Source organism: Enhydrobacter sp. (assembly GCF_030246845.1).
Classification (GTDB): domain Bacteria; phylum Pseudomonadota; class Alphaproteobacteria; order Reyranellales; family Reyranellaceae; genus Reyranella.
On record NZ_CP126889.1, the window covers coordinates 5,163,517 to 5,184,957 of the forward strand.

The following is a 21,441-nucleotide window of genomic DNA, read 5'->3' on the forward strand; positions in this document are numbered from 1 at the left end:
AAGTGGCCTCCATCATGATTCCCCGCGGTTTTTCCTACGAAGAAGCGATGCGCCGGTTCCGCTGGCCTCGGCCCGACCGCTTCAACATCGCCCGCGCCGTCTGCGAGCGCCATCCACGCGAGACCCTGGCGCTGATTGTGGAAAACGCCGGCGGCAGCGTGCGCCACTGGACCTTCGGCCAGCTCCTCGATGCGAGCTCGCGACTCGCGAACGCTCTTGTCGCGCACGGCCTCGAAAGAGGCGATCGTCTGGCGGTGTTCCTGAGCCAGGGCGCGGAGCTCACGATCAGCCACCTCGCCGGCTATCGCATGGGCTGCGTCGTGCTGCCGCTCTTCACCCTGTTCGGCGAGGAGGCGGTCGAATATCGGCTGGCCAACGCCCAGGCCTCGGCGATCGTCACCGAGATGAGCCAGTTGCCCAAGCTGCTGGCCGTGCGCGACCGCCTGCCGCATCTTCGGACGATCATCGTCATCGGTGCGGGCGCGCACGGCGACGGTTTCCTCGACTGGGGCCGCCTGGTCGAGTCGGGCGCGGAAAGCTTCGCCACGGTCGACACCGCGGCCGAGGATCCCGCGCTCCTGATCTACACCTCGGGCACCACCGGCCAGCCCAAGGGCGCGCTGCACGCCCATCGCATGCTGCTGGGCTGCATCCCGCCTGTGGAGCAGTGGCTCGGCCACTGGCCGCGCGGCAACGAGGTCATGTGGACGCCGGCGGAGTGGGCCTGGATCGCGGGCCTCTACGATTCGCTCTTCCCGGCCTGGTACTACGGCACGCCCGTCGTGGCGCATCGATTCGCGAAGTTCGATCCCGAGCGCGCCTTCGCCCTGCTGGCGCGGCACAAGGTGGGCGTGAGCTTCATCCCGCCGACCGCGCTCAAGATGATGCGGCAGGTCGGCCGCCCGCGCGAGCGTTGGGACTACGAACTGCGAGCCGTCTGCACCGGCGGCGAGGCCATGGGCGAGGAGCTTCTGGCCTGGGGCCGCGAAACCTTCGGCACGACCATTTCCGAGGGCTACGGCCAGACCGAGATGAACATGATGCTGCTCAACTCGCCGGACTGGTTCGAGGTGCGCGCGGGCTCCTGCGGCCGCGCCTGCCCCGGTCGCAAGGTCGCGATCGTGGGCCCCGACGGCGAGGTCCTGCCGCCCGGGGAGGAAGGCCAGATCGCCGGCTGGCGGCACGATCCGATCGTCATGCTCGAATACTGGCGCAATCCCGAGGCGACGGCGCGCAAATATGCCGGCGACTGGCTGCTGACCGGCGATCTCGGCCGGATCGACGAGGACGGCTACGTCTACTTCAAGAGCCGCGACGACGATGTGATCACGTCCGGCGGCTACCGCATCGGCCCGGGCGAAATCGAGGAGTGCCTGATGAAGCACCCGGCAGTCGCCATGGTCGGAGTCGTCGGCGTGCCCGACAAGGTGCGCACCGAGATCGTGAAGGCCTTCGTCCAGCTCCGCCCGGAGATCGCGCCGACGGACGCGCTGAAGGCCGACCTCGCGGCGCACGTGAAGACCCGCCTCGCCGCGCACGAATATCCGCGCGAAGTCGAGTTCGTGGCCGAGCTGCCCCTCACCACGACCGGCAAGATCCTGCGGCGCGAGCTGCGCCGACTGGACGCCGAACGAAAGGCGGGCTCCGTCGGCTAAGAAAGACTCGATTGCTCAATCCTGCCACTGTCAAATTAGACGAAGACTGAATGTCGGCCCGGCTTTCAATTACCTGAGCACAAACGATAATCCATAACTTTCTTTGAGAAAGTTTCAGCTTGCGGCCGCAGACAGGTTGAACTGCAGCTCGGCCAGCCGGGCATAGAGGCCATCGCGACGGGCCAGCTCGAGATGAGTGCCGACATCCACCACCCGCCCCTCGTCGACCACCACGATCCGGTCTGCCTTCTGCACCGTGGCGAGGCGATGCGCGATCACCAGGGTGGTGCGCTTGTGCATCAGCCGGTCGAGCGCCTGCTGGACCGCCAGCTCGCTCTCGGCATCGAGCGCGCTGGTGGCCTCGTCGAGCAGCAGGACCGCGGGATCGCAGAGCAGCGCCCTCGCAATGGCGATGCGCTGCCGCTGGCCGCCCGACAGCCGCACGCCGCGCGCGCCAAGGTGCGTGTCAAAGCCCTGCGGCAGGGCCTCGACGAAGCCCAGCGCCGAGGCAGCCTCGGCTGCCGCCCTCACCTCGGCATCGGTGGCGTCCGGCTGGCCGTAGCGGATGTTGTCGGCGACCGTCGCCGTGAAGAGCACGGGCTCCTGCGGCACGATCGCCAGGTTGCGCCGCAGTTCCCGCAGCCGCAGCTCGCGGATATCCACGCCGTCGAGGCGCACCGCTCCGGCTTCGGGGTCATAGAAGCGCAGCAGGAGGTTGAACACCGTCGTCTTGCCGGCGCCCGACGGTCCGACGATCGCGACCGTTTCGCCGGGCGCGACGGCGAGGTCGAAGCGATCGAGCGCCCGCGTCTCCGGCCGGGTGGGATAGCGGAAGGACACCTCGTCGAAGGCAATCGCGCCGCGGACAGGCTGCGGCAGCGCCTTCGGCCGATCGGTCTCGACGATCACCGGCGGCTCGGCCTTGAGCTCGGACAGCCGCTCGGCGGCGCCCGACGCCCGCTGCAGGTCGCCGATCGTCTCGCTGATCGCCCCGCCCGAGCTCGCCACCAGCACGGCATAGAAAACGAAGGCCGAGAGGTCGCCGGCCGTGATGCGGCCGGCGATCACGTCCTGGCCGCCGATCCACAGCAAGAAGCCTACTGCCGCGAAGACGATGAAGATGACCAGCGTCGTCATGATCGCGCGGCGCGTGATGCGCTGGATCGCCGCCCCGAAGGCGAGTTCCGTCGCCGCGCTGAAATGCCGGGCCGCCCGTTCCTCCTGCGCAAAGGCCTGGACCGTGCGCACGCCGTCGAGAGTCTCGGCGCCTTCCGAGACGAGGTCGGCGATGCGTGCCTGCGCCTCGCGCGAAAGCGCCCGCACCCGGCGGCCGAACAGAATGATGGGTGCCACCACCACCGGCACGATCGCGAGGACCAGCGCGGCGAGCTTGGGATTGGTGACCACCAGCATGACGATGCCGCCCAGGCACATCAGTGTGTTGCGCAGCGCCACCGAGGCCGAGGAGCCGATCACCTGCTCGATGAGCTGGGCGTCCGAGGAGATGCGGCTCATGACGTCGCCCGACCGCTTGATCTCGAACCAGGCCGGCCCGAGCCGCACGACATGGGCGAAGAGATCGCGCCGCAAGTCGCCCACCACCCGCTCGCCGAGCCAGGAGACGAGGTAGAAGCGCGAGCCCGAGGCGAGCGCCAGAACGGCCGCGACCACCAGCACCGACGCCAGGGCATAGTCGAGAACGGCCGGCTGACCGTGGCTGAATCCGCGATCGATCAGCGCCCGCAGGCAGGCGCCGAAGGCCAGCACCGTGCCCGCCGCGACAACGAGGGACAGCAAGGCCAGCGCCACCCGGCCGCGGTGAGGCCGCAGATAGGGACCGAGCAGTCTCAGTCCTGCAAATCGGTTCATGCCGGCCGCCATCTCAAAGCAACGCCGAGCTCCTCCGAAAGGGTGGTGAGCAGATCGCCGCTTCCGCGCGTGTCCTGCCACAATCCCGACCCGGGGTCGAAGGCGTAATGGCGTGCGCCCGACCTCGGTGAGCTCAGCCAGATCTGCCGGGTGGGTGCATGTTTATTGACGATCCAGGTACCGCCCTCGCCTTCCACCGTCAGCACGCTGCCCTGCAGCTCCGCCTCCGCATGGTCGCCGATATCCTCCTCCAGGGCTTCCAGGAGGCTGTCCGCCAGGCTTTCAAAGGCTGAATCGGTCATGACGCCGGCCGGTCTACAAGCGTCGGAAAGGCCCGACAACCGGGCTTGTGGACACACCCCAGGGCCGTTATACAGCGGCCGCCATTGCGCAAGGCCGGTCGGAAATCGGCCCACAGGCGCCGGAGAAGCTTATGAAAGAGAAGATCCACCCCGACTACCACGAGATCAACGTGGTGATGACCGACGGCTCGTCGTTCAAGACGAAGTCGACCTGGGGCAAGGAAGGCGCGACCATGCGTCTCGACATCGATCCTAAGACCCACCCCGCCTGGACGGGCGTGCGCCAGAGCGTCGATCGCGGCGGGCGCGTGCAGCGCTTCAAGGACCGCTTCGGCATGACGGGCTCGGCCACCAGCGCGATGGGCGCCGGCACGAAAGCCTCCGGGACCAAGCCGGAAGTGGTGCCGGCGAAGGGCGCCGCCAGGGCCAAGAAGAAGTAGGGCCGGCATTTCCGCGAGCCTCTGATACACTGCCGTTTTCCTTCTCTCGGGAGACGGTTGGTGAAAAGAGTACGCGTCGTCTGTGCACACGATTGTCCCGACATGTGCTCGCTCATCGCGCATGTCGAGGATGGCAAGGTGGTCCGTGTGCAGGGCGATCCCGATCATCCCTATACGGCCGGCTTCGCCTGCGGCAAGGTCAACCGCGACGCCGACAACGTCAACTCGCCGGACCGCATCCTGACGCCGCTCAAGCGCAGCGGTCCGAAGGGCGCCGGACAGTTCGAGCCCATCTCGTGGGACGCGGCGCTCGACGAGATCAGTGCCCGGTGGAAGGCGATCGTCAACGAAAGCGGGCCGCTCGCGCTGCTGGGCTATGCCTACTCCGCGCACCAGGGCCTGATGAACCGGGGGCTGGTGAACGGGCTCTTCCACGCGCTGGGAGCGTCGCGCCTGCAGGCCGGCACCGTTTGCGACACGTGCTGCGAGACCGCCTGGGACCTGACGGTGGGGCCGGTCGGCGGGGCCGATCCGGAGACGGTCGTGCACTCCGATCTCGTAATCTCCTGGGGCGCCGATCTCGCGGCGACCAACGTCCATTTCTGGGCGCTGGTCGAGGAGCAGAAGAAAACGCGCGGCGTTCCCCTGATCGTCATCGACCCGCGCCGCACGCGCAGCGCCAAGGCCGCCGACCTCTACCTTCCCATCAGGATCGGCACCGACGCGGCGCTCGCGCTGGGCGTGATGCACATCCTCGTCCGCGACGGCCTTGTCGACCGCGACTATATCGCGACGAACACGCTGGGCTTCGAGCGCGTCGAGCGCGAGATCCTGCCCCGGTTCACGCCGGCGCGCGTCGCGGAGATCACCGGACTCGCCGTCGCCGACATCGAGAAGCTCGCGGCGATGTATGGGCGGGCGAAGGCGGCGCTCATCCGTCTCGGCGAAGGCATGACGCGGCTTGCCGCGGGCGGCCAGGCGCTGCGCGCCGTGGCGCTGCTGCCGGGCGTCAGCGGCCATTACGGCGTCAGGGGCGGCGGCGCCCTCCTCCTCACCGCCGCGTCCTGCGATCTCAACTACAACGCGATCCGCAAGCCGTCGGGTCCGGCGACGTCGCGCATGGTCAATCATCTGCGGCTGGGCGACGCCCTTCTCAACATGCAGGACCCGCCGATCCGCGCCCTCTACATCTCGGCCAACAATCCCGCCGTGACCTGCCCCGAGGTGCACAAGGTCCGGCAGGGCCTTGCGCGCGAGGATCTCTTCACCGTGGTGCACGATCCCTTTCTCACCGACACGGCGAAGTTTGCCGACATTGTGCTGCCGGCGGCGAGCTACCTCGAGACCGACGATCTCTACCGCGGCTATGGCGCCTACTGGATGCAATGGGGCCAGAAGGCGGCCGAGCCGCGCGGCCAGGCGCGATCCAATTTCGATGTTGCGCAGGCGCTCGCGCAACGCATGGGACTCACCGACCGCATCTTCACCCTCCCGCCGCGGGAAGCCGTGAAGAAGCTGTTCGAGGGCGCCACCGGCCCGGCTGCAAAGGCCGACCCGGAAAAGCTGCTGGCGGGCACGCCGGTGCACATTGCCCACGAGACGGACGGCCAGCCGTTCAGGACGCCGTCGGGCAAGCTCGAATTCTATTCCGCGCAGCTTGCCGGGCAGGGTTTGCCGCCGATGCCGGACTGGAACGAAGACCCGATCGAGACGGCGGACGCCAAGAAGTGGCCGCTCCGGCTTCTCACCGCGCCAGGCTATTTCCAGGCACATACCGCCTTCTCCGGCGTGGCCTTCCTGCGCAAGCGCGAGGGCACGCCGTTCTGCATCCTTCATCCCGACGATGCGGCCGCGCGCGGCCTGAAGGACGGCAGCAATGTCCGCCTGTTCAACGACCGCGCCGAGGTCGGCCTCCTCCTGCGCGTGAGCGACGAGGTGCGGCCCGGAGTCGTGCTGGTGCCGGGCCAGCGCCCGACCGGCGAGGCGCTGTCCGGCACGGTCAATATGCTCTGCTCCGACCGCTACACCGACATCGGCGAAGGCGCCACCTACCAGAGCACCTTCCTCGAGGTCGGGCCGTGGACCGAGACGTCGCGGGCCGCGGCGGAGTGATCGACCGTCAGCGGTTCAGCCGCAGGCTGGCGAGACAGGCAAGGGCTGCCGGCAGGACGAAACTCGCCGGCACCCAGAAGGCAGCCTCGGCCGTACGATCGCCAGCGGCCTCGTTGCCGAGGCCGCTGGCATTCGCCGCGAGGCCGGCAAGCGCCGCGCCCAGGGCGAAACCCATCTGCTGCACGGTCGGCACCGACGACGCGGCGACGGTTTCATCGCCCGATTGCGCTCCGCTCATGACCCGATGCGCCACGAACGGCCAGCATTGGCCGATGCCGACGCCCACGACCGCGATGGCAACGTAGAGCCAGACCGATCCGGATGCCGGCATGAGCCGTGCTATGCCCAGCAGGCCGACCGCCATGACGACCGGTCCGGTCTGCATCAGCCGATCGCGCCAGACGTCGGCCGCTCCGGCGGTCGCGAGGGAAGCTGCGGTCCATCCCATGGAGGCGCCGGCGACGGCGTAGCCGGCGGCCAGCGGATCGAGCCCGTGCAGGCGCTGCAGGAAGATCGGCACGTAGAGCTGCAGCGGACTGAAGGTGATGCAGAGCAGCAGCGCCAGCCACAGGCCGATGCCGGTCGGCGTGCTCAGGCGGAAGGAGTCCCGCGGCAGGAGCGGCATGACGGCATCGCGATTGAGCCGCAGCATCACGGCGAGCGACAGGATTGCGAACGCGATCAGCCCGGCCTTGGCGAGCGGTGCCACGACCGTAGACGCCGCCGAGGTGGCGGCGATGGCGAGGCAAATCAGAGCCACGCGCGCGGCTGGCATGCGCGGCGTCGGCGACCTTCCATCCGGCGCAGCGAACCGCAGGACGATGAACGCGCCCACGACCAGCAGCGCCGCGATGGCCGCCACCGAGACGAAGGCGCCGCGCCAGTCGCCGAGCCGCGCAAAGAGGCCGCCGACCAGCGGCCCCAGCAGGACCGACATGCTCCACATTCCCGACACCAGGGCGATCGCCCGCGCCCAGACGGCTTCGGGGAGCGCGCGGCGCACCACGACATAGGCCACCGCTGCCTCGAGTCCGCCGCCGAAGCCCTGCACGAGACGACCGGCGACGATCCAGCCCATCGTCGGCGCCGTGGAACAAAGAAGTGCACCCACGCCGAAGATCGTCACGCCGGTGCAGTAGGTCGCGCGCACGCCGAAGATGGTGGCCAGCATCGCCGCACAGGTCGCGGCGGTGATCGACGAGGCGAGGTAGGCCGTCGTGGGCCAGCTCATCATGTCGACGCCGCCCAGCTCGCCGACGATGCTGGGCAGGACCGTCGATAGCATCAGCACGTTCATGGATTGCAGCAGCACGCCGCACAGCAGCACGGCGAGCGTCGGCATCCACGCCGGCCGGAGAAGCGACCGCCACCCCGCGTCTGCTGCACCCTCCATGACGATCGCCTCCTCTCAAGACCCGGTGCACGGTTGCCGACGATCGACGTGCAGGTTATTTTAGGTAGTAATTCCTTTCTAAAATAACGGCGACATGAGTCAAGCCGAAGTCAGCGACCGTCAGCGGGACCGCATCCTGTTTCACCTCAAGACACGCGGGCCGCAGACCGCGGCCGAGGTCGGCCGGCGTTTCGGCATGACATCCACCGGCGCGCGGCAGCATCTGCTCAAGCTGCAGGCCGCCGGCCTCGTGGAAGCGGAAAACCGTCGTCATGGCTGGGGACGGCCGAGGCGATACTGGGGCCTTACCGCGCGAGGACATGGCCGCTTTCCCGACCGTCATTCCGACCTCACCCTCGAACTCCTGCGTTCGACACGCGCGATCTTCGGCGACCATGGACTGGAAAGGCTGATCGAGCACCGTCGCCGCACCGCGCTCGCCGACTATCGCAAGGCCGTCGGGAACGGACGTTCGCTGCGCCAGCGGCTGACGGCGCTCGCAGCGATGCGCAACCGCGAAGGCTATATGGCGAGCGTGGTCGAAGAGGCGAAAGGAACGTACCTGCTCGTCGAGGACCATTGCCCGATCTGTGCCGCCGCGGCGGCGTGCCAGGGCCTTTGCCGCTCGGAGCTCGCGATTTTTCGTGCCGTGCTCGGCGCCGGTGTCACGGTCGAGCGGATCGATCACGTCCTGGCGGGCGCACGCCGCTGTGCCTACCGCATCGGCGGATCGCCACGCCGGCCAACGACCGTGATCAAAGACGAATGATCGCCTCGAGGCGTTCCCCCTTCGCCGCCGCCCGCAGCGAGGCCGTGTCCGCATAGACGCGCTCTTCGAGGATTCTGCCGTCGCGCAGGCGGAACTTGTCCACGCCGCGCCAGTCGAAGCGCTTTCCGCCCGCCGTTCGGGTGTTCTGCCATTCGATGATCACGATATCGCCGCGGGCTGTCCAATCGAGCAGTTGCCAAACGCTGTCGGGCGCATGCTCCTTCACGACGTCCGTGAGCCGGCCCAGTTCCCGGCCGGCCACCGGCCGGTCGTAGAGCGGCGAATGCAGCCAGCCCTCCGGATGCCAGAGCGCGAGGAAAGCCTCGCCGCTCCGCGCCGCCCAGGCGGCGGCGAACCTAGTCACGAAATCCTGCACTTCAATATCGATCATCCTCGTCCCTCCTCTTGGGACGAGAATGACACCGACGGCGCGGGGCGCTGGCGGAGTTCGGACGCGACCTACCAGAACCGCGCGGCGCCCAGCCAGTACCTGACGCTCTTCTCGTCCCGATCGCGCCCGCCGAGGCCTGCGGCGACGCAGGCCGCGGCACAGGCGACCGCGAAGGTGGCGGCGGTCAGGAAGCCCGCCAGCGCAGTCTTCTTGCGTGCCTCGTTCGCGAGGTCGCGCGCCTTCTGCTCGGCCTTCTTCGCCTCGGCATAAGCTCCGTCGACGCGCTTCTCGGCGTCGGCCTGCGACAGGCCGGTCTGCCGTGCGACGACTGCCCCGAGATAGCCCTTGTCTTCGTCGGACAACGAGCCGCTGGCCAGGCTGCGGGTGAAGACTCGTGCAAGGGAAGCCGGATCGACCGCACCCTCGTTCTGTGTCGCGTTGGCTGGAGCATTGGCAGACGGCCGCAAAAGGAGGTCGGTGGCGTATTGCGCGGGATTTGGCACCGACGATGTCGCGGCGCCTGTTGCGCCTCCCGCTGCACCGGCCGTCACGGCCGAGGTTGCCTCGATCGCCGTCTTGGCCGCGCCGCCGACGCCCGATGCGACAACCGCGGCCGAGATGACCAGCCCGAGGGCCCAGACGGCGAAACCGTGGGCGCCATCGCGGAAATGGCGCTCGGTCTCCGCGCCGTCCGCCCACGGCGTGCGCATCCGGCCGGCCAGATAGCCGCCGGCGGCATAGCTGCAGACCTGCACCAGGGCGATGTAGAGCGTCGCCACAACCAGAAAGGTGGGGGCCGACAGGCCACGGTACGGATAGGGCGAGATCGCCGACAGGCCCAGCGCCGAGCCGAAGGTCAGCAGGACGAACGAGATCGCCGCCGCACCGATGGCGCCGGCGATGACAGGGCCCCATTCGAGATACTGAAACCGCGGCGCGCGAACGGCGACGTCGGCGGCCGGAACCACGTCGGACATGGCTCTCTCCTTTTCTGGGGCGATCAGCGCAGGCCGATGAAAGACAGGATCGCCATGACGATCACGACGAGCCCGACCAGGTAGATGATGGCGTTCATGCGCGTCCTCCGGGAGGCATCACGGCAGGAAAACGGCAGCGCACGCGCGAAGGTTGCCCGACGGCAGATCGCTTTGTCACAGCGGAGCCGGGGATCTCACCCGGCTCCAGGTCCGGATCTGTGACATTTCTGCGCCTCAGACTGTGCCTCAGACGAAGCGATGCTGGGCGCGCTCGCGTTTGGCGAGCCTCGGCAGCGCCTCCCCCTGGATCAGGGTCTTGAAGTGCTCGGTCTGCTGATGGGCGCCGAACGCGGCTTCATCCCGGAAGACCTCGTAGAAGAAGAATTTCGCCGGCTCGGTCAGGGACTGGTGGATTTGGAAAGCCTCGACGCCCGGCTCCCGTTGGGCCTGGGGCAGGAAGCGTTTCAGGATGTCCAGGACCGCATCCGCTTCGCCCGCCTTGGCTTCCCAGAAAGCCGTCACCACGAGCCCGCCGTTCGCGCTCTTCACATCGACCATGGGTTCCTCCTGTTGCTAAAGTCGATGTCCCGACGATAGGCAGGACCCGATGCCGAAGCTTCGGCAGCAGCCGAACCGATCAATGATGTCCGAAAACCGCCAGCACCGGACCGAGGGAAATGGAATGATTCCCGGCATGGAACCTTCCCGGGAACTCCTCGACCGCGAAGCCTGCTATCGCGTTTTCCAGACCCACGATGCCCGTTTCGACGGCCGCATCTTCGTGGGCGTCACCTCGACCGGCATCTATTGCCGGCCGATCTGCCCGGCCCGCACGCCGAAGTTCGCGAACTGCCGCTTCTTCGCCTCCGCCGCCGCGGCCCAGGAAGCGGGCTTTCGACCCTGCCTCAGGTGCCGGCCGGAGATCGCTCCGGAGCTCGCCTTCTGGCGCGGGACCTCCAATACGGTGAGCCGCGCCCTGAAGCTGATCGCCGAGGGCGCACTCGACGAAAGCGAAGCCGGCGTCGAGGCGCTGGCGGAACGGCTGGGGGTCGGCGGCCGGCAGCTTCGCCGCCTGTTCCAGCAGCATCTCGGCGCCTCGCCCATCGCGGTCGCCCAGACGCGGCGCGTATTGTTCGCCAAGCACCTCATCCACGATACGCATCTGCCCATGACGGAGGTCGCCCTGTCGGCAGGCTTCGGCAGCGTGCGGCGGTTCAACGAGACTTTCCGCAAGATGTTCGGCCGGCCGCCGAGCGCGCTGCGGCGCGCCCGCAAGGGGGCAAAAGGGAGCTCGGACACTTCCGCGGCCGAAGGCGTCACCCTGCGCCTCTCCTACCGCCCGCCCTACGACTGGCCCGGCATGCTCGATGCGCTGGCAGCACGCGCCGACCGGCGCGTCGAGCATGTCGAGGGCGATGTCTGGCATCGCATCATCGAGCTCGACGGCAGGACGGGCAGCGTCGCCGTCGCCCATCTGCCGGAGCGCCATGCGGTCGCCGTCACCATCCGCTTTCCGGAGGTGCGCGCTCTTCCGGCGATCGTGGCCCGCGTGAAGCGCGTATTCGACCTCGGCGCCGACATCGCCACGATCGGCAGCCATCTCGCCCGCGACCCCAGGCTCGCGCCGCTGATCGCCAAGCGGCCCGGCCTGCGGGCGCCCGGCGACTGGGACCGCGATACGGTCGGGGCTTCTCTCGACGAGCAGGCGCCCCCGGCATGGCGTCCCTGGCATGCCTATGCCGCCCAGCATCTCAGGATGGCCTCGCATGGCTGAGCCGCTTTCGCTGCTGATCGACCGGCTGGCCACACCGATCGGCGAACTGATCGTGCTCGCCGACCGCAACGCCAAGCTGCGCGCCATCGACTGGACCGACCACGAGGCGCGCCTGAAGCGCCTGCTCGACCGGTTCTACGGCAAGGCGCGCTACACCCTGACGCCCGCGCGCGATCCCGGCAGTCTGACGTCGGCCATGCGGCGCTACTTTGCGGGCGATATCGCGATCTTGCGCAGCCTTCCGGTCGCCACCAGCGGCACGCCCTTCCAGACCAGCGTCTGGCGCGCGTTGCGCCGGATCAAGGACGGCACGACCATCAGCTATGCCGAGCTCGCGACACGCATCGGCAAGCCCAGGGCAGTGCGGGCGGCCAGCCTTGCCAACGGGCAGAACCCCATCAGCATCGTCGTGCCCTGCCATCGCGTGATCGGCTCGAACGGCAGCCTGACCGGCTATGGCGGCGGCCTCGATCGCAAGCAATGGCTGCTCGCCCATGAAGGAGTGAGGCTATGAACGACCTGGAAACGCTTCAGGCGCTCAACCGCGACTACATCACCTCGGTGCAGAACGGCGACGCCAGGCGTTTCGAGGAGATCCTGTCGCAGGATTTCCTGAACACGAACCCCGATGGCTCGCTCGTCGACAAGCAGGGTTTCCTGAAGCAGATCGCCCCGCCGGTGAAGATCAGGGATCTCGCCTGCCACGACGTCAATGTGCGCCTGATGGGCGACTTCGCGATCGTGCACGCGCGCACGACCTACACCTTGCCGGACGGGCGGTCGGGCAAGGGCCGCTACACCGACATCTATGCGCGCCGCGACGGTCGATGGCTGTGCGTGGCCGCGCAGGTGGCGCGGAGCTGAGGCTTGTCGTTTGGCCGGCGATCATCATAATGAGTTGCCGTGCCTCTTCGCATCGACATCGACCACAGCCGGCGCCTCGTCCATACCAATGCTGAAGGTCTCGTCGGCCTGAGCGAGATCCTCGACTATTTCGACAAGGTGGCCGTCGACGACGCGATGCCTTACGCAAAGCTGTTCGATGCATCCAAGGCCCGGTTCTCGATCAGTGACGACGACATGATGGTTCTCGGCGCCCGGGTCAGCGCCTATGCCAGCATGGAGCCGCGCGGTCCGATCGCCCTCGTCGTCGGCTCCGACGAGGACTTCATCCTCGGCAGGCGTTTCGCCAATCTCGGCGGCGCGAAACGACCGCTCAGGATCTTCCGGAAGGTAGAAGAAGGGCGCACATGGCTGGCGACGCAGCCCGACGTCACTCCGCCGCCGCGAGCATGACGCGGCGGCCGAGCAAGCGAAGCTGCGAGGCCGTCGGCCGGCCATCCTCGGTGGGCTGATAGACGACGCTGAACAGGGTGCGCGCCTTGAGCAGCGCCTCGCCAAACCCCTTCTGCTCGCTCTCGAACGAGTCGAAGCCGCACCGCAGCAGGAACGGGAGCTGATCCTGCAGGACGTTCCCGACCGCGCGCAACTCGCCGCCATAGCCCAACCGCTCGCGCAGGATGCGGGCCTGGCTGTAGGCGCGACCGTCGCTGAACTTGGGGAAATGCAGCGTGATCAGCGTCAGCGCCGCGAGATGCGGCCGCAGCGCCTCCGCGTCGTCGGTGTTGAGGAGCGCCACCGCGGACCCGCGGCGGTCGCCGAGCCAATCGGCAAGCGGCGCCGGCGCCGGTCCGTCATCGGCAACCGGCGCCGCGGAACCTTCCCTATACAGCGGCATAGACACGCTCCTTGAACGGCTGGATGCCGAGACGTCGGTACGTGTCGACGAAACGCTCGCCTGCCCTCCGGGCGTCGAGGTAGACGGCGACCAGCGCCTCCACCGCCTCGACGACCCGGTCCGCCGGTACGGCCGGGCCGAGGATCGTGCCGAGCGAGGTCTGCCCGAAATCGACGTCGCCGCCGAGGCTGATCTGGTAGAGCTCGACGCCGTTCTTGTCGACGCCCAGGATGCCGATATGGCCCACGTGGTGATGGCCGCAGGCGTTGATGCAGCCGGAGATCTTGATCTTCAGATCGCCGATATCGTGCTGCCGCGCGAGCGCGGCGAAGCGAGTGGAGATGCGCTGCGCCACCGGGATCGAGCGGGCGTTGGCGAGCGAGCAGTAGTCGAGCCCCGGGCAGGCGATGATATCGGTGATCTTGCCGACATTGGCTTCGGCAAATCCCAGCCGGCCGAGCGCGCGATAGACGGCCGGCAAATCCTCGATCGCGACGTGCGGCAGCACGAGGTTCTGCTCGTGGCTGACGCGTATCTCGCTGAAGCTGTACATGTCGGCGATATCGGCCACGCCTTCCATCTGGGCCGCGCTGGCATCGCCCGGCGGCGCGCCGGCGGGCTTCAGCGAGGCCGTCACGATCGCGTGTCCCGGCACGCGGTGCGGCGCCACGTTCGACTTGAGCCAGAGCGCGAAGTCAGGGTCCCCGAGCTTCAACGCCTCCACCTCCGGAACGCGCGTGCGCCCGGGCCGAAGCGGCGGCGGTGCAAACTGTCGCGCGATGGCTTCGACGGTCTCGGGAGCGAGCTTGAGGGCGCTGTCCTTCATGGACCGGTACTCGGCCTCGACCTCCTCCCGCATCTTCTCGGCGCCGATCTCGTGCACCAGGATCTTGATGCGCGCCTTGAAGAGATTGTCGCGCCGGCCGTAGCGGTTGTAGACGCGCAGCGTCGCCTCGAGATAGGCGAGCAGCTCGTCCCTGGGCAGGAATTCCCGCAGCGTCTTGCCGATCATCGGCGTGCGCCCAAGGCCGCCGCCCACGATCACCTCGAACCCGACCTCGCCCTCGTCGTTGCGCCAGAGCCTGAGGCCGATATCGTGCACGCGCACCGCGGCGCGGTCGTTGGGAGAGCCGGTGATGGCGATCTTGAACTTGCGCGGCAGGAAGCTGAATTCGGGATGCAGCGTCGACCATTGGCGCACGATCTCGCACCACACCCGCGGGTCCTCGATCTCGTCGGCCGCCGCGCCGGCGAAATGATCCGCCGTGGTGTTGCGCACGCAGTTGCCGCTGGTCTGGATCGAATGCATGTCGACCTCGGCCAGCGCCGCGATCGCATCCGGCGCCTGCTCGAGCTTGATCCAGTGGAGCTGCAGGTTCTGGCGGGTGGTGAAATGGCCGTAGCCGCGGTCGTACTTGCGAGCGATCTCGGCAAGCTTGCGCAACTGGCGTGACGACAGCGTGCCGTAGGGAATGGCGATCCGCAGCATGTAGGCATGAAGCTGCAGGTAGAGCCCGTTGGTGAGCCGCAGCGGCTTGAACTGCTCCTCCGTCAGCTCGCCGGCGAGACGGCGGCGCACCTGGTCGCGGAACTGCTCGACGCGCTCGGCCACCAGCCGGCGGTCGTACTCGTCGTAGCGATAGAAATGCGTATCAGGCATAGCGCACCGCTTCGGCGGCGATGGCCGCGAAGGTGAGGCCGGAGGCACGGATCTTTTCCCTGAGCGACAGCGGCTCGATGTGCCCCGCCTCGTCCTCGACCACCGCCACCAGGAAGGGGTCGACGACCGTGAAGGATTCGACACGGGCGCGCTCGAGCAGGATTTCGGCCGCCCGCCTGTCGCGCGCCACCGCGGCCCGGTCGAGCCGCCCGGTCCACTGGCCGGCCTCGTCGAGGAAGACCACCATGCCGTCGGCGAGGCGGTTTGCAGACGCGATCTGGAGGTCGCCGCTGAGATTCTTGGCCATCACGACACCTGAGCAAGAGGTTGTTGCCGGACATCGGCGAAGGCCGCGACCTCGCCGACGATGATGAGGCTGGGACCGGCGTCGCCGCGGGAGGTGTGAGAGACGGCGAGCCGCGCCAGATCCGAAAGACGTCCGACCGAAACGCGCTCATCGGGTCGGGTGCCGTTTTCGACGATGGCGACCGGCGTCGAAGGGGACGCGCCGGCGTCCAGCAGGCGGTCGCGCACGGACACGGCTTCCGTGGCGCCCATATAGACGGCGACCGTGTGGCCCTGGGCGACCAGCGTCGGCCAGGCGGACGTCCGGGCCCCCGCCGCGGCATGGCCGCTCACGAAAGTGACGGCGGACGCGATACGCCGGTGCGTCAGCGGGATGCCGACCGAGGCGGCGACGCCCAGCGCGGCGGTGATGCCCGGCACGACCGATACCGGAAGGCCGGCCGCGCGCAGCGCCTCGATCTCCTCGCCGCCGCGCCCGAACACGAACGGATCGCCCGCCTTCAGGCGCACGACGATCTCGCCGGCACGGACGCGGCGGATCATCTCGGCCTCGATCTCCTTCTGCGCCCAGCTTGCGCGCCCCTTGCGCTTGCCGACGCAGACCAGCTCGGCGTCGCGCCGTGCGCGGCCGAGGATCGCCGGCGGCACCAAGTCGTCGTGCAGGATGACGTCGGCCTCCTGCAGAAGCTGCGCCGCGCGCAAGGTCAGAAGATCGGGATCGCCCGGCCCGGCCCCGACGATGTGGGCGATGCCGGATGGCCGGCCGGCATGTCGCGCGGCCTCGAGATCCCCGAGCAGGAGGCGGCGCGCGCCGGCCTCGTCACCGGACAGCATCAGACGCCCCGCCGGTCCCGCGACCAGACGCCGCCAGAACGCACGCCGGCGCGCCGGATCGCCGATCAAGGCGTTGGCCTGGGTACGGAACGACGCCGCGAGCCGCGCCAGCGCCCCCACCCGCTCGGGCAACAGCGCTTCGATCCGCGCCCGCAATTCCGTCGCCAGGGTGGGCGAGGTGCCGGCCGTCGAGACCGCCACCACCACCTCGTCCCGATCGATGATCGCCGGCACGATGAAATCGCTGAGGGCCGGACAGTCGGCGACATTCACGGGCAGCCGGGCGCTTCGGATGGCAGCAACCGCCGTCCTGTCGCTCTCGGTATCGCCGGTGGCCACGAAGGCCGCCGTGGCACCTGCCAGATGCGCGGGCGCGATCGCCTCGGCGCGCCGCACGACCGCCCCGGCCGACCGTGCGAGCGCAGCGCGCCGCTCGGCGGCCGCCCCCTGCCCAACCACGAGCACCGTACGACCGGCCAGATCGAAGAAAAGCGGCAGGTGCTTCATGACACCAGCGCGCGCAGTCCGACCGCGAGGGCGACCATGGCGAAGAGCTGGGCTGCCGCCCGGAGCCAGAGGATCGCGTCAGGGTGCCGTTCGTGGAAGCGGCGCCAGGGACTCGGCGAGAAAAGATCGGTCTGGGCCACGGATTGCTCCCACCTCGGTCACACGTTCGATCTGGTGCTTTTTCGCATGTCCGCCAGGGCGTGAATTTCCGAAGGTTCTCGGGCTTGGGACAAAATCTTCCGCCGGCAGGCCGCCGCGAGAAAAATCCGGTCCGGAGGGCAATCCGCCGCCCTTGAAGCGCCGCCGATCGTTCCTAGATTTTCACTGTCCGCCGTGCCCATCCCGGGGCGGCGACATTGACATCGCTCAGCTAGGAGGATGACTGATATGCGTGGATTCGACTATTCGCCGTTCTATCGTGCCACCGTCGGCTTCGATCGGATGTTCGACCTGCTCGACAGCGTGGCAGGCCAGGCTTCCGGTAACGGCTACCCCCCGTACAACATCGAGAAGGCAGGCGAGAACGCCTACCGCATCGTGATGGCGGTCGCGGGCTTTGCCGAGTCGGAGCTGAACGTGACCCAGAAGGAGAATGAGCTCCTGGTCACCGGCCAAAGCGCGCCGAACGGCGACGAAGGCAAGCAGTATCTCTATCGCGGCATCGCCGGGCGCAACTTCGAGCGCCGGTTCCAGCTCGCCGACCATGTGAAGGTCACGGGCGCGAGCCTTACCAACGGCCTGCTGACGATCGAGCTGCAGCGCGAGATCCCGGAGGAGAAGAAGCCCCGTGCGATCGAGATCAAGGCCGAGGCCGCCAAGCCCGCCCTGACGCACTGACTTCGACTGTCCGGAGCGATCTGCTGACGGATCGAAAAAGGGCGCCGCGGTTCTCCGCGGCGCCTCTTTTCGTTACCCTCCCCTTCTCCAGGCAGGGAGGGCGACCATGACCGCAAGCATCGCCGGATTTCCCGGCCCGCCGGATGCTCTCGCCATACTGGACTTTTGGCGGCAGGCGGGTCCCGCAATGTGGTTCGCCAAGGACGACGCGTTCGATCGCCGGTTCCGCGACAGCTTCCTTCGTCTCTATCGCGCGGCCGAGCGCGGCGACCTCTCGAGCTGGCTCGAAACTCCGGAAGGTGCGCTCGCCCTGGTGCTTTTGCTCGACCAGTTCCCGCGCAATGCCTTCCGCGGCACGCCCGCCATGTACGCGACCGACACTGTGGCCCGCAAGGCGGCCCGCAGCGCCATCGAAGCGGGCCATGATCGCGCCGTGCCGGCCGACCTCGCCGTCTTCTTCTATCTGCCGTTCGGCCACTCCGAATCGATCGCCGATCAGCGGCAGTGCCTTGCGCTGACCGAATGGCTGGACGAGCAGACCCGCTCGCGCGCCAGGCATCACCACGACATCGTCCAGCGCTTCGGCCGCTTTCCCCATCGCAATGCCATCCTCGGTCGCACGACCACGGCCGAGGAGCAGCGCTATCTCGACAGCGACGGCTACAAGGGCTGAGACTGCTTCGGCGCGTACTTGCCCGTGAGCTGCGGCGTGTGCGGTCCTTCCCCGCCCTTGTCCTTGTGCTGCGAGCGCGTGGTGCGCGCCCACGTACGCTTCAGCTCGTCCTTCACGCCGACATGCAGCGTGCCCACCTTCTCGATCGTGAGCTCGATCTTGTCGCCGTCCATGAAGGCGTTGAGGCCGCGATGGTTGGTGCCGGTGGCGAGGATGTCGCCGGGCTCCAGCGTATGGATCGAGCTCGCCCATTCGATGCAGCGCGGGATCCGGTGCGCCATGTCGTCGGTGTTGAACTTCTGCATCACCTGCCCGTTGTTGGTGAGCGTGATGCCGAGGTTCTGCGGGTCGGCGATCTCGTCGGCGGTCACGATCCACGGCCCGATCGGCGCGAAAGTATCGCGCGACTTCATCTGGAAGAAGACATTGCCCGGCGGCGGCAGGCCGCGCGCCGAGCCGTCGATGAAGCAGGTGTAGCCGAAGATATGGTTCATGGCCTCGGCCTGCGGCACATGCGTGGCGCGCTTGCCGATCACCAGGGCGAGCTCGGCCTCGCCCTCGAAGATCGTGGCCGGAACGTCCGGCAGCACCATCGTGTCGCCATCGCCGATCACCGCCGTCGCGGCCTTGTGGAAGGCGTTGATCTGCGGCTTCTGCGCAAGCGTGCCGTCCTCCATGTAGTTGACGGCCATGCAGACGATGTTGCCCGGCCTGGGAACCGGCGGCCGCAGGCGCACGTCCCCGAGTGGAACGCCCCGGCCGCTGGCCGCCTTCTCGACCTTGGACTTGTAGGACTCCCACCGCGCGATCAGGCCGAGGATCAGGTCGCGTTTGTCGATGTGCGGGATGTCTTTCACGGCATCGGTGACGTCGACGACGGTCTCGCCGCTGACCACGCCGAGACGATAATCGTTGAAATAGCAGAGCTTCACTTCTTGTCCCCCTCCTCGAGCACTTCCTTGGCGACATTGGCGGCCGACATCGCGGTGGGCCAGCCGGAATAGAAGGCGAGATGCGTGATGAGCTCGATCAGCTCGTCCTTTTTCACGCCGTTGGTGATGGCGCGGGCGAAGTGGCCGCGCTGCTGCTCGGTGCGGCCCAGCGCCACCAGCGCCGCACAGGTGATGAGGCTGCGGTCCCGCTTGGAAAGGCCGGACCGTTCCCAGACATCGCCGAACAGCACATTGTCCGTCAGGTCGATCAGCTTGGGAGCGAACGACCGCAGACGGTCGCGCGGACTGGGGACGGGTGGCTTGGACATGCTTTCCTCCTTTTCACCGACGGTCGGCACGGATAGCGTTGCCCCGAAGTCTCGGAGGAAACCATGCCCGCAATCAAGGTCGCCGATTTCGCCTTTCCGCGTATGGAGGCCCCCGACCTCGACGAGATGGAGGAATTCCTCACCCATTTCGGACTGACCCGCGCCGAACGCACACCGGATGCGCTCTATATGCGCGGGACGGACGGCCATCATCACCTGCACGTCGCCCACAAGGGCGGCACGAAGTTCATCGGCTTCGCCTATCATGCCGTGGACGAGGACGACCTCGACCGGCTCGCGAGGCTGCCCGGCGCCTCGGGCATCGAGACCCTGAACGAGCCCGGCGGCGGCAAACGGGTGCGGCTGACCGAGCCCAACGGCTATCAAATCGAGGTGATCGCCGGCCTCGAGCGCGGAGCACCGCGCAAGACCGAGCGCGACTTGGTCAATTCGGGCAGCGAGCCGCAGCGCCGCGCCGGCCGGGTCATGCGGCTCTCCAGGTCGCCGACGCCGATCCAGCGCATCGGCCACGGCGTGCTTGCCACGCCCAAGGTCAAGGAGACCGTCGCCTGGTTCCGCGAGACGCTGGGCATGATCCGGTCCGACGATGTCTATGCCGGCGAGAAGGACAATGTCGTCGGCTCCTTCAACCGCCTCGACCGCGGCGAGGCCTATGTCGACCACCACGTGCTGTTCTGCGTGCACAACGAGAAGACCGGCCTCAATCACGTTTCCTACGAGGCGCACGACATCGACGCCATCTTCCAGGACCACGAGTATCTGAAGCGGCTCGGCAAGTACGAGCACATGTGGGGCATCGGCCGGCACCTGCTCGGCAGCCAGGTCTACGACTACTGGTGCGATCCCTGGGGCCGTGTCCACGAGCGCTGGGCCGATACCGACCGCCTGAACGCCGCGAACGGCGGCAACGAGCTGAGCGTCGAGGAAGGCTTCCAGTCGCAATGGGGCGAGCGTCCGCCCGAGCGTTTCATCGGCCACGCCAGCCCGTGACCGCCGGCGGCAAGGCCGCCGCCTACTTCGTCTTCAGCTTGTCCGGCAAGCGTTCGTCGTTGCCGAGCGCCACACGGCGGACGGCGTCGCTGTCGGGACTCGAGGGGAAGCCGTCCTTCGAGCGCGGCGCCGGCGCCTCGACGACCTTGTTCGACAGCCGGCCGACGCCGGTCACCTCGACCTCGATCGTGTCGCCGACATCGAGCGGTCGCGAGTTGGCCGGCGTGCCGGTGAGCAGGATGTCGCCCGGCAGGAAGGTCATGTGGCGCGCCAGATCGGCGATCAGGTAGCCGCAGTCGAAGATCTGCTCGCTGACCGCGCCTTCCTGCACCACCTTGCCGTTCTTGTAGGAACGCAGCACCGACTGGCGCACATCGACGCCCGAAACCAGGCCCGGTCCGATCGGGCAGAAGCCGTCCATGCCCTTCACCCGCAGCATCGAGCCCGCATCGGTGTCGCGGAAGTCGTGGCAGCCGAAATCGTTCGCCGGCGCGAAGCCTGCGATGCAGTCCCAGGCTTCCTCGCGGGTCACGTTCCTGGTGATCTTGCCGAACACGACGGCGAGCTCGCCCTCGTAGTTCACGTATTTGTAGCCCCTGGGCCGGATCAGCTCGCCCTTGTGCGCGTTGAGCGCCGTCAAGGGCTTCTGGAAATAGGTCGGCGTCCTGGGCGGCGTGCGCGTGTTGTTGAACTCGAAATAGCGGGAGATGTAGTTCACGTGCACGCAGACGATCTTGGTCGGCGTGCAGGGCGGCAGATGGACCACCTCGTCCTCGCCGCAGGTGCGGCCGTCGGCAAAGACGATCCGGCCATCCCTGAACTCCACCCAGTAGGCGCTGCCGTCCTTCATGACGTGACGGACTTCCCTGCGCGTTCCCTCCAAAGCACTCATGCGAGTCGTTCCCTGTTGAAGATCGAACCAGACGTGAACC

24 protein-coding genes and 1 pseudogene are annotated in these 21,441 nt (G+C 67.9%); 11 read left to right on the forward strand and 14 right to left on the reverse strand.

All coding sequences use genetic code 11. The annotated features are described in order from the left end of the window. Positions 1-14 precede the first annotated feature (14 nt). On the forward strand, positions 15-1,655 hold the full coding sequence (locus OJF58_RS25645) for an AMP-binding protein (protein WP_366526799.1): 1,641 nt from the start codon (positions 15-17) through the stop codon (positions 1,653-1,655). 114 nt (positions 1,656-1,769) lie between these two features. On the opposite strand, the gene OJF58_RS25650 is transcribed toward OJF58_RS25645, so the two are convergent. Further along, the gene (locus OJF58_RS25650; RefSeq protein WP_300780702.1) at positions 1,770-3,524 is read right to left on the reverse strand and encodes an ABC transporter transmembrane domain-containing protein; all 1,755 of its coding nucleotides are present in this window, start codon (positions 3,522-3,524) and stop codon (positions 1,770-1,772) included. Then, the gene (gene cyaY / locus OJF58_RS25655; protein WP_300780703.1) at positions 3,521-3,826 is read right to left on the reverse strand and encodes an iron donor protein CyaY; all 306 of its coding nucleotides are present in this window, start codon (positions 3,824-3,826) and stop codon (positions 3,521-3,523) included. The genes OJF58_RS25650 and cyaY overlap by 4 nt, the downstream gene beginning before the upstream one ends. 131 nt (positions 3,827-3,957) lie before the next feature. Between cyaY and rpmE the strand changes: the two are divergent. Next, positions 3,958-4,161 (forward strand): annotated as a pseudogene (gene rpmE, locus OJF58_RS25660) (50S ribosomal protein L31); the annotation flags it as partial. A 165-nt stretch (positions 4,162-4,326) separates the two neighbouring features. Continuing rightward, positions 4,327-6,378: a molybdopterin-dependent oxidoreductase gene (locus OJF58_RS25665; protein WP_300780704.1), complete on the forward strand. Its 2,052-nt coding sequence runs from the start codon at positions 4,327-4,329 to the stop codon at positions 6,376-6,378. Between the two features lie 7 nt (positions 6,379-6,385). On the opposite strand, the gene OJF58_RS25670 is transcribed toward OJF58_RS25665, so the two are convergent. Continuing rightward, positions 6,386-7,771, reverse strand: a complete 1,386-nt coding sequence (locus tag OJF58_RS25670; protein ID WP_300780705.1) for an MFS transporter — start codon at positions 7,769-7,771, stop codon at positions 6,386-6,388. A 94-nt stretch (positions 7,772-7,865) separates the two neighbouring features. Between OJF58_RS25670 and OJF58_RS25675 the strand changes: the two genes are divergently transcribed. Continuing rightward, positions 7,866-8,540 (forward strand): metalloregulator ArsR/SmtB family transcription factor, encoded by a 675-nt coding sequence (locus OJF58_RS25675; protein ID WP_300780706.1) that lies wholly within the window; start codon positions 7,866-7,868, stop codon positions 8,538-8,540. On the opposite strand, the gene OJF58_RS25680 is transcribed toward OJF58_RS25675, so the two are convergent. The 3 genes from OJF58_RS25680 to OJF58_RS25690 all read right to left on the reverse strand — a co-directional run bounded on the left by OJF58_RS25680 (position 8,527) and on the right by OJF58_RS25690 (position 10,466). Next, entirely contained in the window at positions 8,527-8,931 is a 405-nt protein-coding gene (locus OJF58_RS25680) for a nuclear transport factor 2 family protein (protein ID WP_300780707.1), read from the reverse strand. The genes OJF58_RS25675 and OJF58_RS25680 overlap by 14 nt on opposite strands. A gap of 68 nt (positions 8,932-8,999) precedes the next feature. Continuing rightward, complete coding sequence (locus OJF58_RS25685) at positions 9,000-9,908, reverse strand: hypothetical protein (protein WP_300780708.1); 909 nt, start codon at positions 9,906-9,908, stop codon at positions 9,000-9,002. A gap of 246 nt (positions 9,909-10,154) precedes the next feature. Next, complete coding sequence (locus tag OJF58_RS25690; RefSeq protein ID WP_300780709.1) at positions 10,155-10,466, reverse strand: antibiotic biosynthesis monooxygenase family protein; 312 nt, start codon at positions 10,464-10,466, stop codon at positions 10,155-10,157. Positions 10,467-10,602: 136 nt separating this feature from the next. Between OJF58_RS25690 and OJF58_RS27215 the strand changes: the two genes are divergently transcribed. The 4 genes from OJF58_RS27215 to OJF58_RS25715 are packed head-to-tail and all read left to right on the forward strand — an operon-like array spanning position 10,603 to position 12,978. Further along, complete coding sequence (locus OJF58_RS27215; RefSeq protein ID WP_366526800.1) at positions 10,603-11,682, forward strand: AlkA N-terminal domain-containing protein; 1,080 nt, start codon at positions 10,603-10,605, stop codon at positions 11,680-11,682. Next, complete coding sequence (gene ogt / locus OJF58_RS25705; RefSeq protein WP_300780710.1) at positions 11,675-12,196, forward strand: methylated-DNA--[protein]-cysteine S-methyltransferase; 522 nt, start codon at positions 11,675-11,677, stop codon at positions 12,194-12,196. Before OJF58_RS27215 ends, ogt begins: the two co-directional genes overlap by 8 nt. Continuing rightward, a complete protein-coding gene (locus tag OJF58_RS25710) occupies positions 12,193-12,546 on the forward strand; it encodes a nuclear transport factor 2 family protein (protein WP_300780711.1) in 354 nt (117 codons plus the stop codon). Before ogt ends, OJF58_RS25710 begins: the two co-directional genes overlap by 4 nt. Before the next feature lie 39 nt (positions 12,547-12,585). Beyond that, positions 12,586-12,978 (forward strand): hypothetical protein, encoded by a 393-nt coding sequence (locus tag OJF58_RS25715; protein ID WP_300780712.1) that lies wholly within the window; start codon positions 12,586-12,588, stop codon positions 12,976-12,978. On the opposite strand, the gene OJF58_RS25720 is transcribed toward OJF58_RS25715, so the two are convergent. From OJF58_RS25720 to OJF58_RS25740, 5 genes are read right to left on the reverse strand one after another with little or no spacing between them, the layout of a single operon-like run. Further along, the gene (locus OJF58_RS25720; protein WP_300780713.1) at positions 12,956-13,420 is read right to left on the reverse strand and encodes a DUF934 domain-containing protein; all 465 of its coding nucleotides are present in this window, start codon (positions 13,418-13,420) and stop codon (positions 12,956-12,958) included. The genes OJF58_RS25715 and OJF58_RS25720 overlap by 23 nt on opposite strands. Next, a complete protein-coding gene (locus tag OJF58_RS25725; RefSeq protein ID WP_300780714.1) occupies positions 13,407-15,080 on the reverse strand; it encodes a nitrite/sulfite reductase in 1,674 nt (557 codons plus the stop codon). Before OJF58_RS25725 ends, OJF58_RS25720 begins: the two co-directional genes overlap by 14 nt. Further along, positions 15,073-15,387 carry a DUF2849 domain-containing protein gene (locus OJF58_RS25730; RefSeq protein WP_300780716.1) on the reverse strand — a complete coding sequence of 105 codons (315 nt, stop codon included), beginning with the start codon at positions 15,385-15,387 and terminating at the stop codon, positions 15,073-15,075. The genes OJF58_RS25725 and OJF58_RS25730 overlap by 8 nt, the downstream gene beginning before the upstream one ends. Further along, a complete protein-coding gene (gene cysG / locus OJF58_RS25735) occupies positions 15,387-16,727 on the reverse strand; it encodes a siroheme synthase CysG (protein ID WP_300780717.1) in 1,341 nt (446 codons plus the stop codon). Before cysG ends, OJF58_RS25730 begins: the two co-directional genes overlap by 1 nt. After that, the gene (locus OJF58_RS25740) at positions 16,724-16,867 is read right to left on the reverse strand and encodes a hypothetical protein (protein WP_300780718.1); all 144 of its coding nucleotides are present in this window, start codon (positions 16,865-16,867) and stop codon (positions 16,724-16,726) included. The genes cysG and OJF58_RS25740 overlap by 4 nt, the downstream gene beginning before the upstream one ends. Positions 16,868-17,114: 247 nt before the next feature. Between OJF58_RS25740 and OJF58_RS25745 the strand changes: the two genes are divergently transcribed. Then, on the forward strand, positions 17,115-17,564 hold the full coding sequence (locus OJF58_RS25745; protein WP_300780719.1) for an Hsp20 family protein: 450 nt from the start codon (positions 17,115-17,117) through the stop codon (positions 17,562-17,564). 106 nt (positions 17,565-17,670) lie between these two features. Then, positions 17,671-18,237, forward strand: a complete 567-nt coding sequence (locus tag OJF58_RS25750; protein ID WP_300780720.1) for a DUF924 family protein — start codon at positions 17,671-17,673, stop codon at positions 18,235-18,237. Here the strand turns inward: OJF58_RS25750 and OJF58_RS25755 are convergent. Together OJF58_RS25755 and OJF58_RS25760 are read right to left on the reverse strand one after the other, a co-directional pair. Further along, on the reverse strand, positions 18,225-19,169 hold the full coding sequence (locus OJF58_RS25755; RefSeq protein WP_300780721.1) for a fumarylacetoacetate hydrolase family protein: 945 nt from the start codon (positions 19,167-19,169) through the stop codon (positions 18,225-18,227). The two genes, OJF58_RS25750 and OJF58_RS25755, sit on opposite strands and share 13 nt — an antisense overlap. After that, on the reverse strand, positions 19,166-19,498 hold the full coding sequence (locus tag OJF58_RS25760) for a carboxymuconolactone decarboxylase family protein (RefSeq protein WP_300780722.1): 333 nt from the start codon (positions 19,496-19,498) through the stop codon (positions 19,166-19,168). The genes OJF58_RS25755 and OJF58_RS25760 overlap by 4 nt, the downstream gene beginning before the upstream one ends. Before the next feature lie 63 nt (positions 19,499-19,561). On the opposite strand from OJF58_RS25760, the gene OJF58_RS25765 reads away from it, so the two are divergent. Beyond that, positions 19,562-20,509 carry a VOC family protein gene (locus tag OJF58_RS25765; protein WP_300780723.1) on the forward strand — a complete coding sequence of 316 codons (948 nt, stop codon included), beginning with the start codon at positions 19,562-19,564 and terminating at the stop codon, positions 20,507-20,509. Positions 20,510-20,531: 22 nt separating this feature from the next. Here OJF58_RS25765 and OJF58_RS25770 read toward each other — a convergent pair whose 3' ends face one another. Continuing rightward, positions 20,532-21,401: a fumarylacetoacetate hydrolase family protein gene (locus OJF58_RS25770; protein WP_300780724.1), complete on the reverse strand. Its 870-nt coding sequence runs from the start codon at positions 21,399-21,401 to the stop codon at positions 20,532-20,534. Between the last annotated feature and the right edge of the window lie 40 nt (positions 21,402-21,441).

Coding starts and splice junctions, on each gene's coding strand:
- OJF58_RS25645 (WP_366526799.1), top strand. CDS start 15: ATGATTCCCCGCGGTTTTTCCTACGAAGAAGCGATGCGCCGGTTCCGC.
- OJF58_RS25650 (WP_300780702.1), bottom strand. CDS start 3,524: ATGAACCGATTTGCAGGACTGAGACTGCTCGGTCCCTATCTGCGGCCT.
- cyaY (WP_300780703.1), bottom strand. CDS start 3,826: ATGACCGATTCAGCCTTTGAAAGCCTGGCGGACAGCCTCCTGGAAGCC.
- OJF58_RS25670 (WP_300780705.1), bottom strand. CDS start 7,771: ATGGAGGGTGCAGCAGACGCGGGGTGGCGGTCGCTTCTCCGGCCGGCG.
- OJF58_RS25675 (WP_300780706.1), top strand. CDS start 7,866: ATGAGTCAAGCCGAAGTCAGCGACCGTCAGCGGGACCGCATCCTGTTT.
- OJF58_RS25680 (WP_300780707.1), bottom strand. CDS start 8,931: ATGATCGATATTGAAGTGCAGGATTTCGTGACTAGGTTCGCCGCCGCC.
- OJF58_RS25685 (WP_300780708.1), bottom strand. CDS start 9,908: ATGTCCGACGTGGTTCCGGCCGCCGACGTCGCCGTTCGCGCGCCGCGG.
- OJF58_RS25690 (WP_300780709.1), bottom strand. CDS start 10,466: ATGGTCGATGTGAAGAGCGCGAACGGCGGGCTCGTGGTGACGGCTTTC.
- OJF58_RS27215 (WP_366526800.1), top strand. CDS start 10,603: ATGGAACCTTCCCGGGAACTCCTCGACCGCGAAGCCTGCTATCGCGTT.
- ogt (WP_300780710.1), top strand. CDS start 11,675: ATGGCTGAGCCGCTTTCGCTGCTGATCGACCGGCTGGCCACACCGATC.
- OJF58_RS25710 (WP_300780711.1), top strand. CDS start 12,193: ATGAACGACCTGGAAACGCTTCAGGCGCTCAACCGCGACTACATCACC.
- OJF58_RS25720 (WP_300780713.1), bottom strand. CDS start 13,420: ATGCCGCTGTATAGGGAAGGTTCCGCGGCGCCGGTTGCCGATGACGGA.
- OJF58_RS25725 (WP_300780714.1), bottom strand. CDS start 15,080: ATGCCTGATACGCATTTCTATCGCTACGACGAGTACGACCGCCGGCTG.
- OJF58_RS25730 (WP_300780716.1), bottom strand. CDS start 15,387: ATGGCCAAGAATCTCAGCGGCGACCTCCAGATCGCGTCTGCAAACCGC.
- cysG (WP_300780717.1), bottom strand. CDS start 16,727: ATGAAGCACCTGCCGCTTTTCTTCGATCTGGCCGGTCGTACGGTGCTC.
- OJF58_RS25745 (WP_300780719.1), top strand. CDS start 17,115: ATGCGTGGATTCGACTATTCGCCGTTCTATCGTGCCACCGTCGGCTTC.
- OJF58_RS25750 (WP_300780720.1), top strand. CDS start 17,671: ATGACCGCAAGCATCGCCGGATTTCCCGGCCCGCCGGATGCTCTCGCC.
- OJF58_RS25760 (WP_300780722.1), bottom strand. CDS start 19,498: ATGTCCAAGCCACCCGTCCCCAGTCCGCGCGACCGTCTGCGGTCGTTC.
- OJF58_RS25765 (WP_300780723.1), top strand. CDS start 19,562: ATGCCCGCAATCAAGGTCGCCGATTTCGCCTTTCCGCGTATGGAGGCC.
- OJF58_RS25770 (WP_300780724.1), bottom strand. CDS start 21,401: ATGAGTGCTTTGGAGGGAACGCGCAGGGAAGTCCGTCACGTCATGAAG.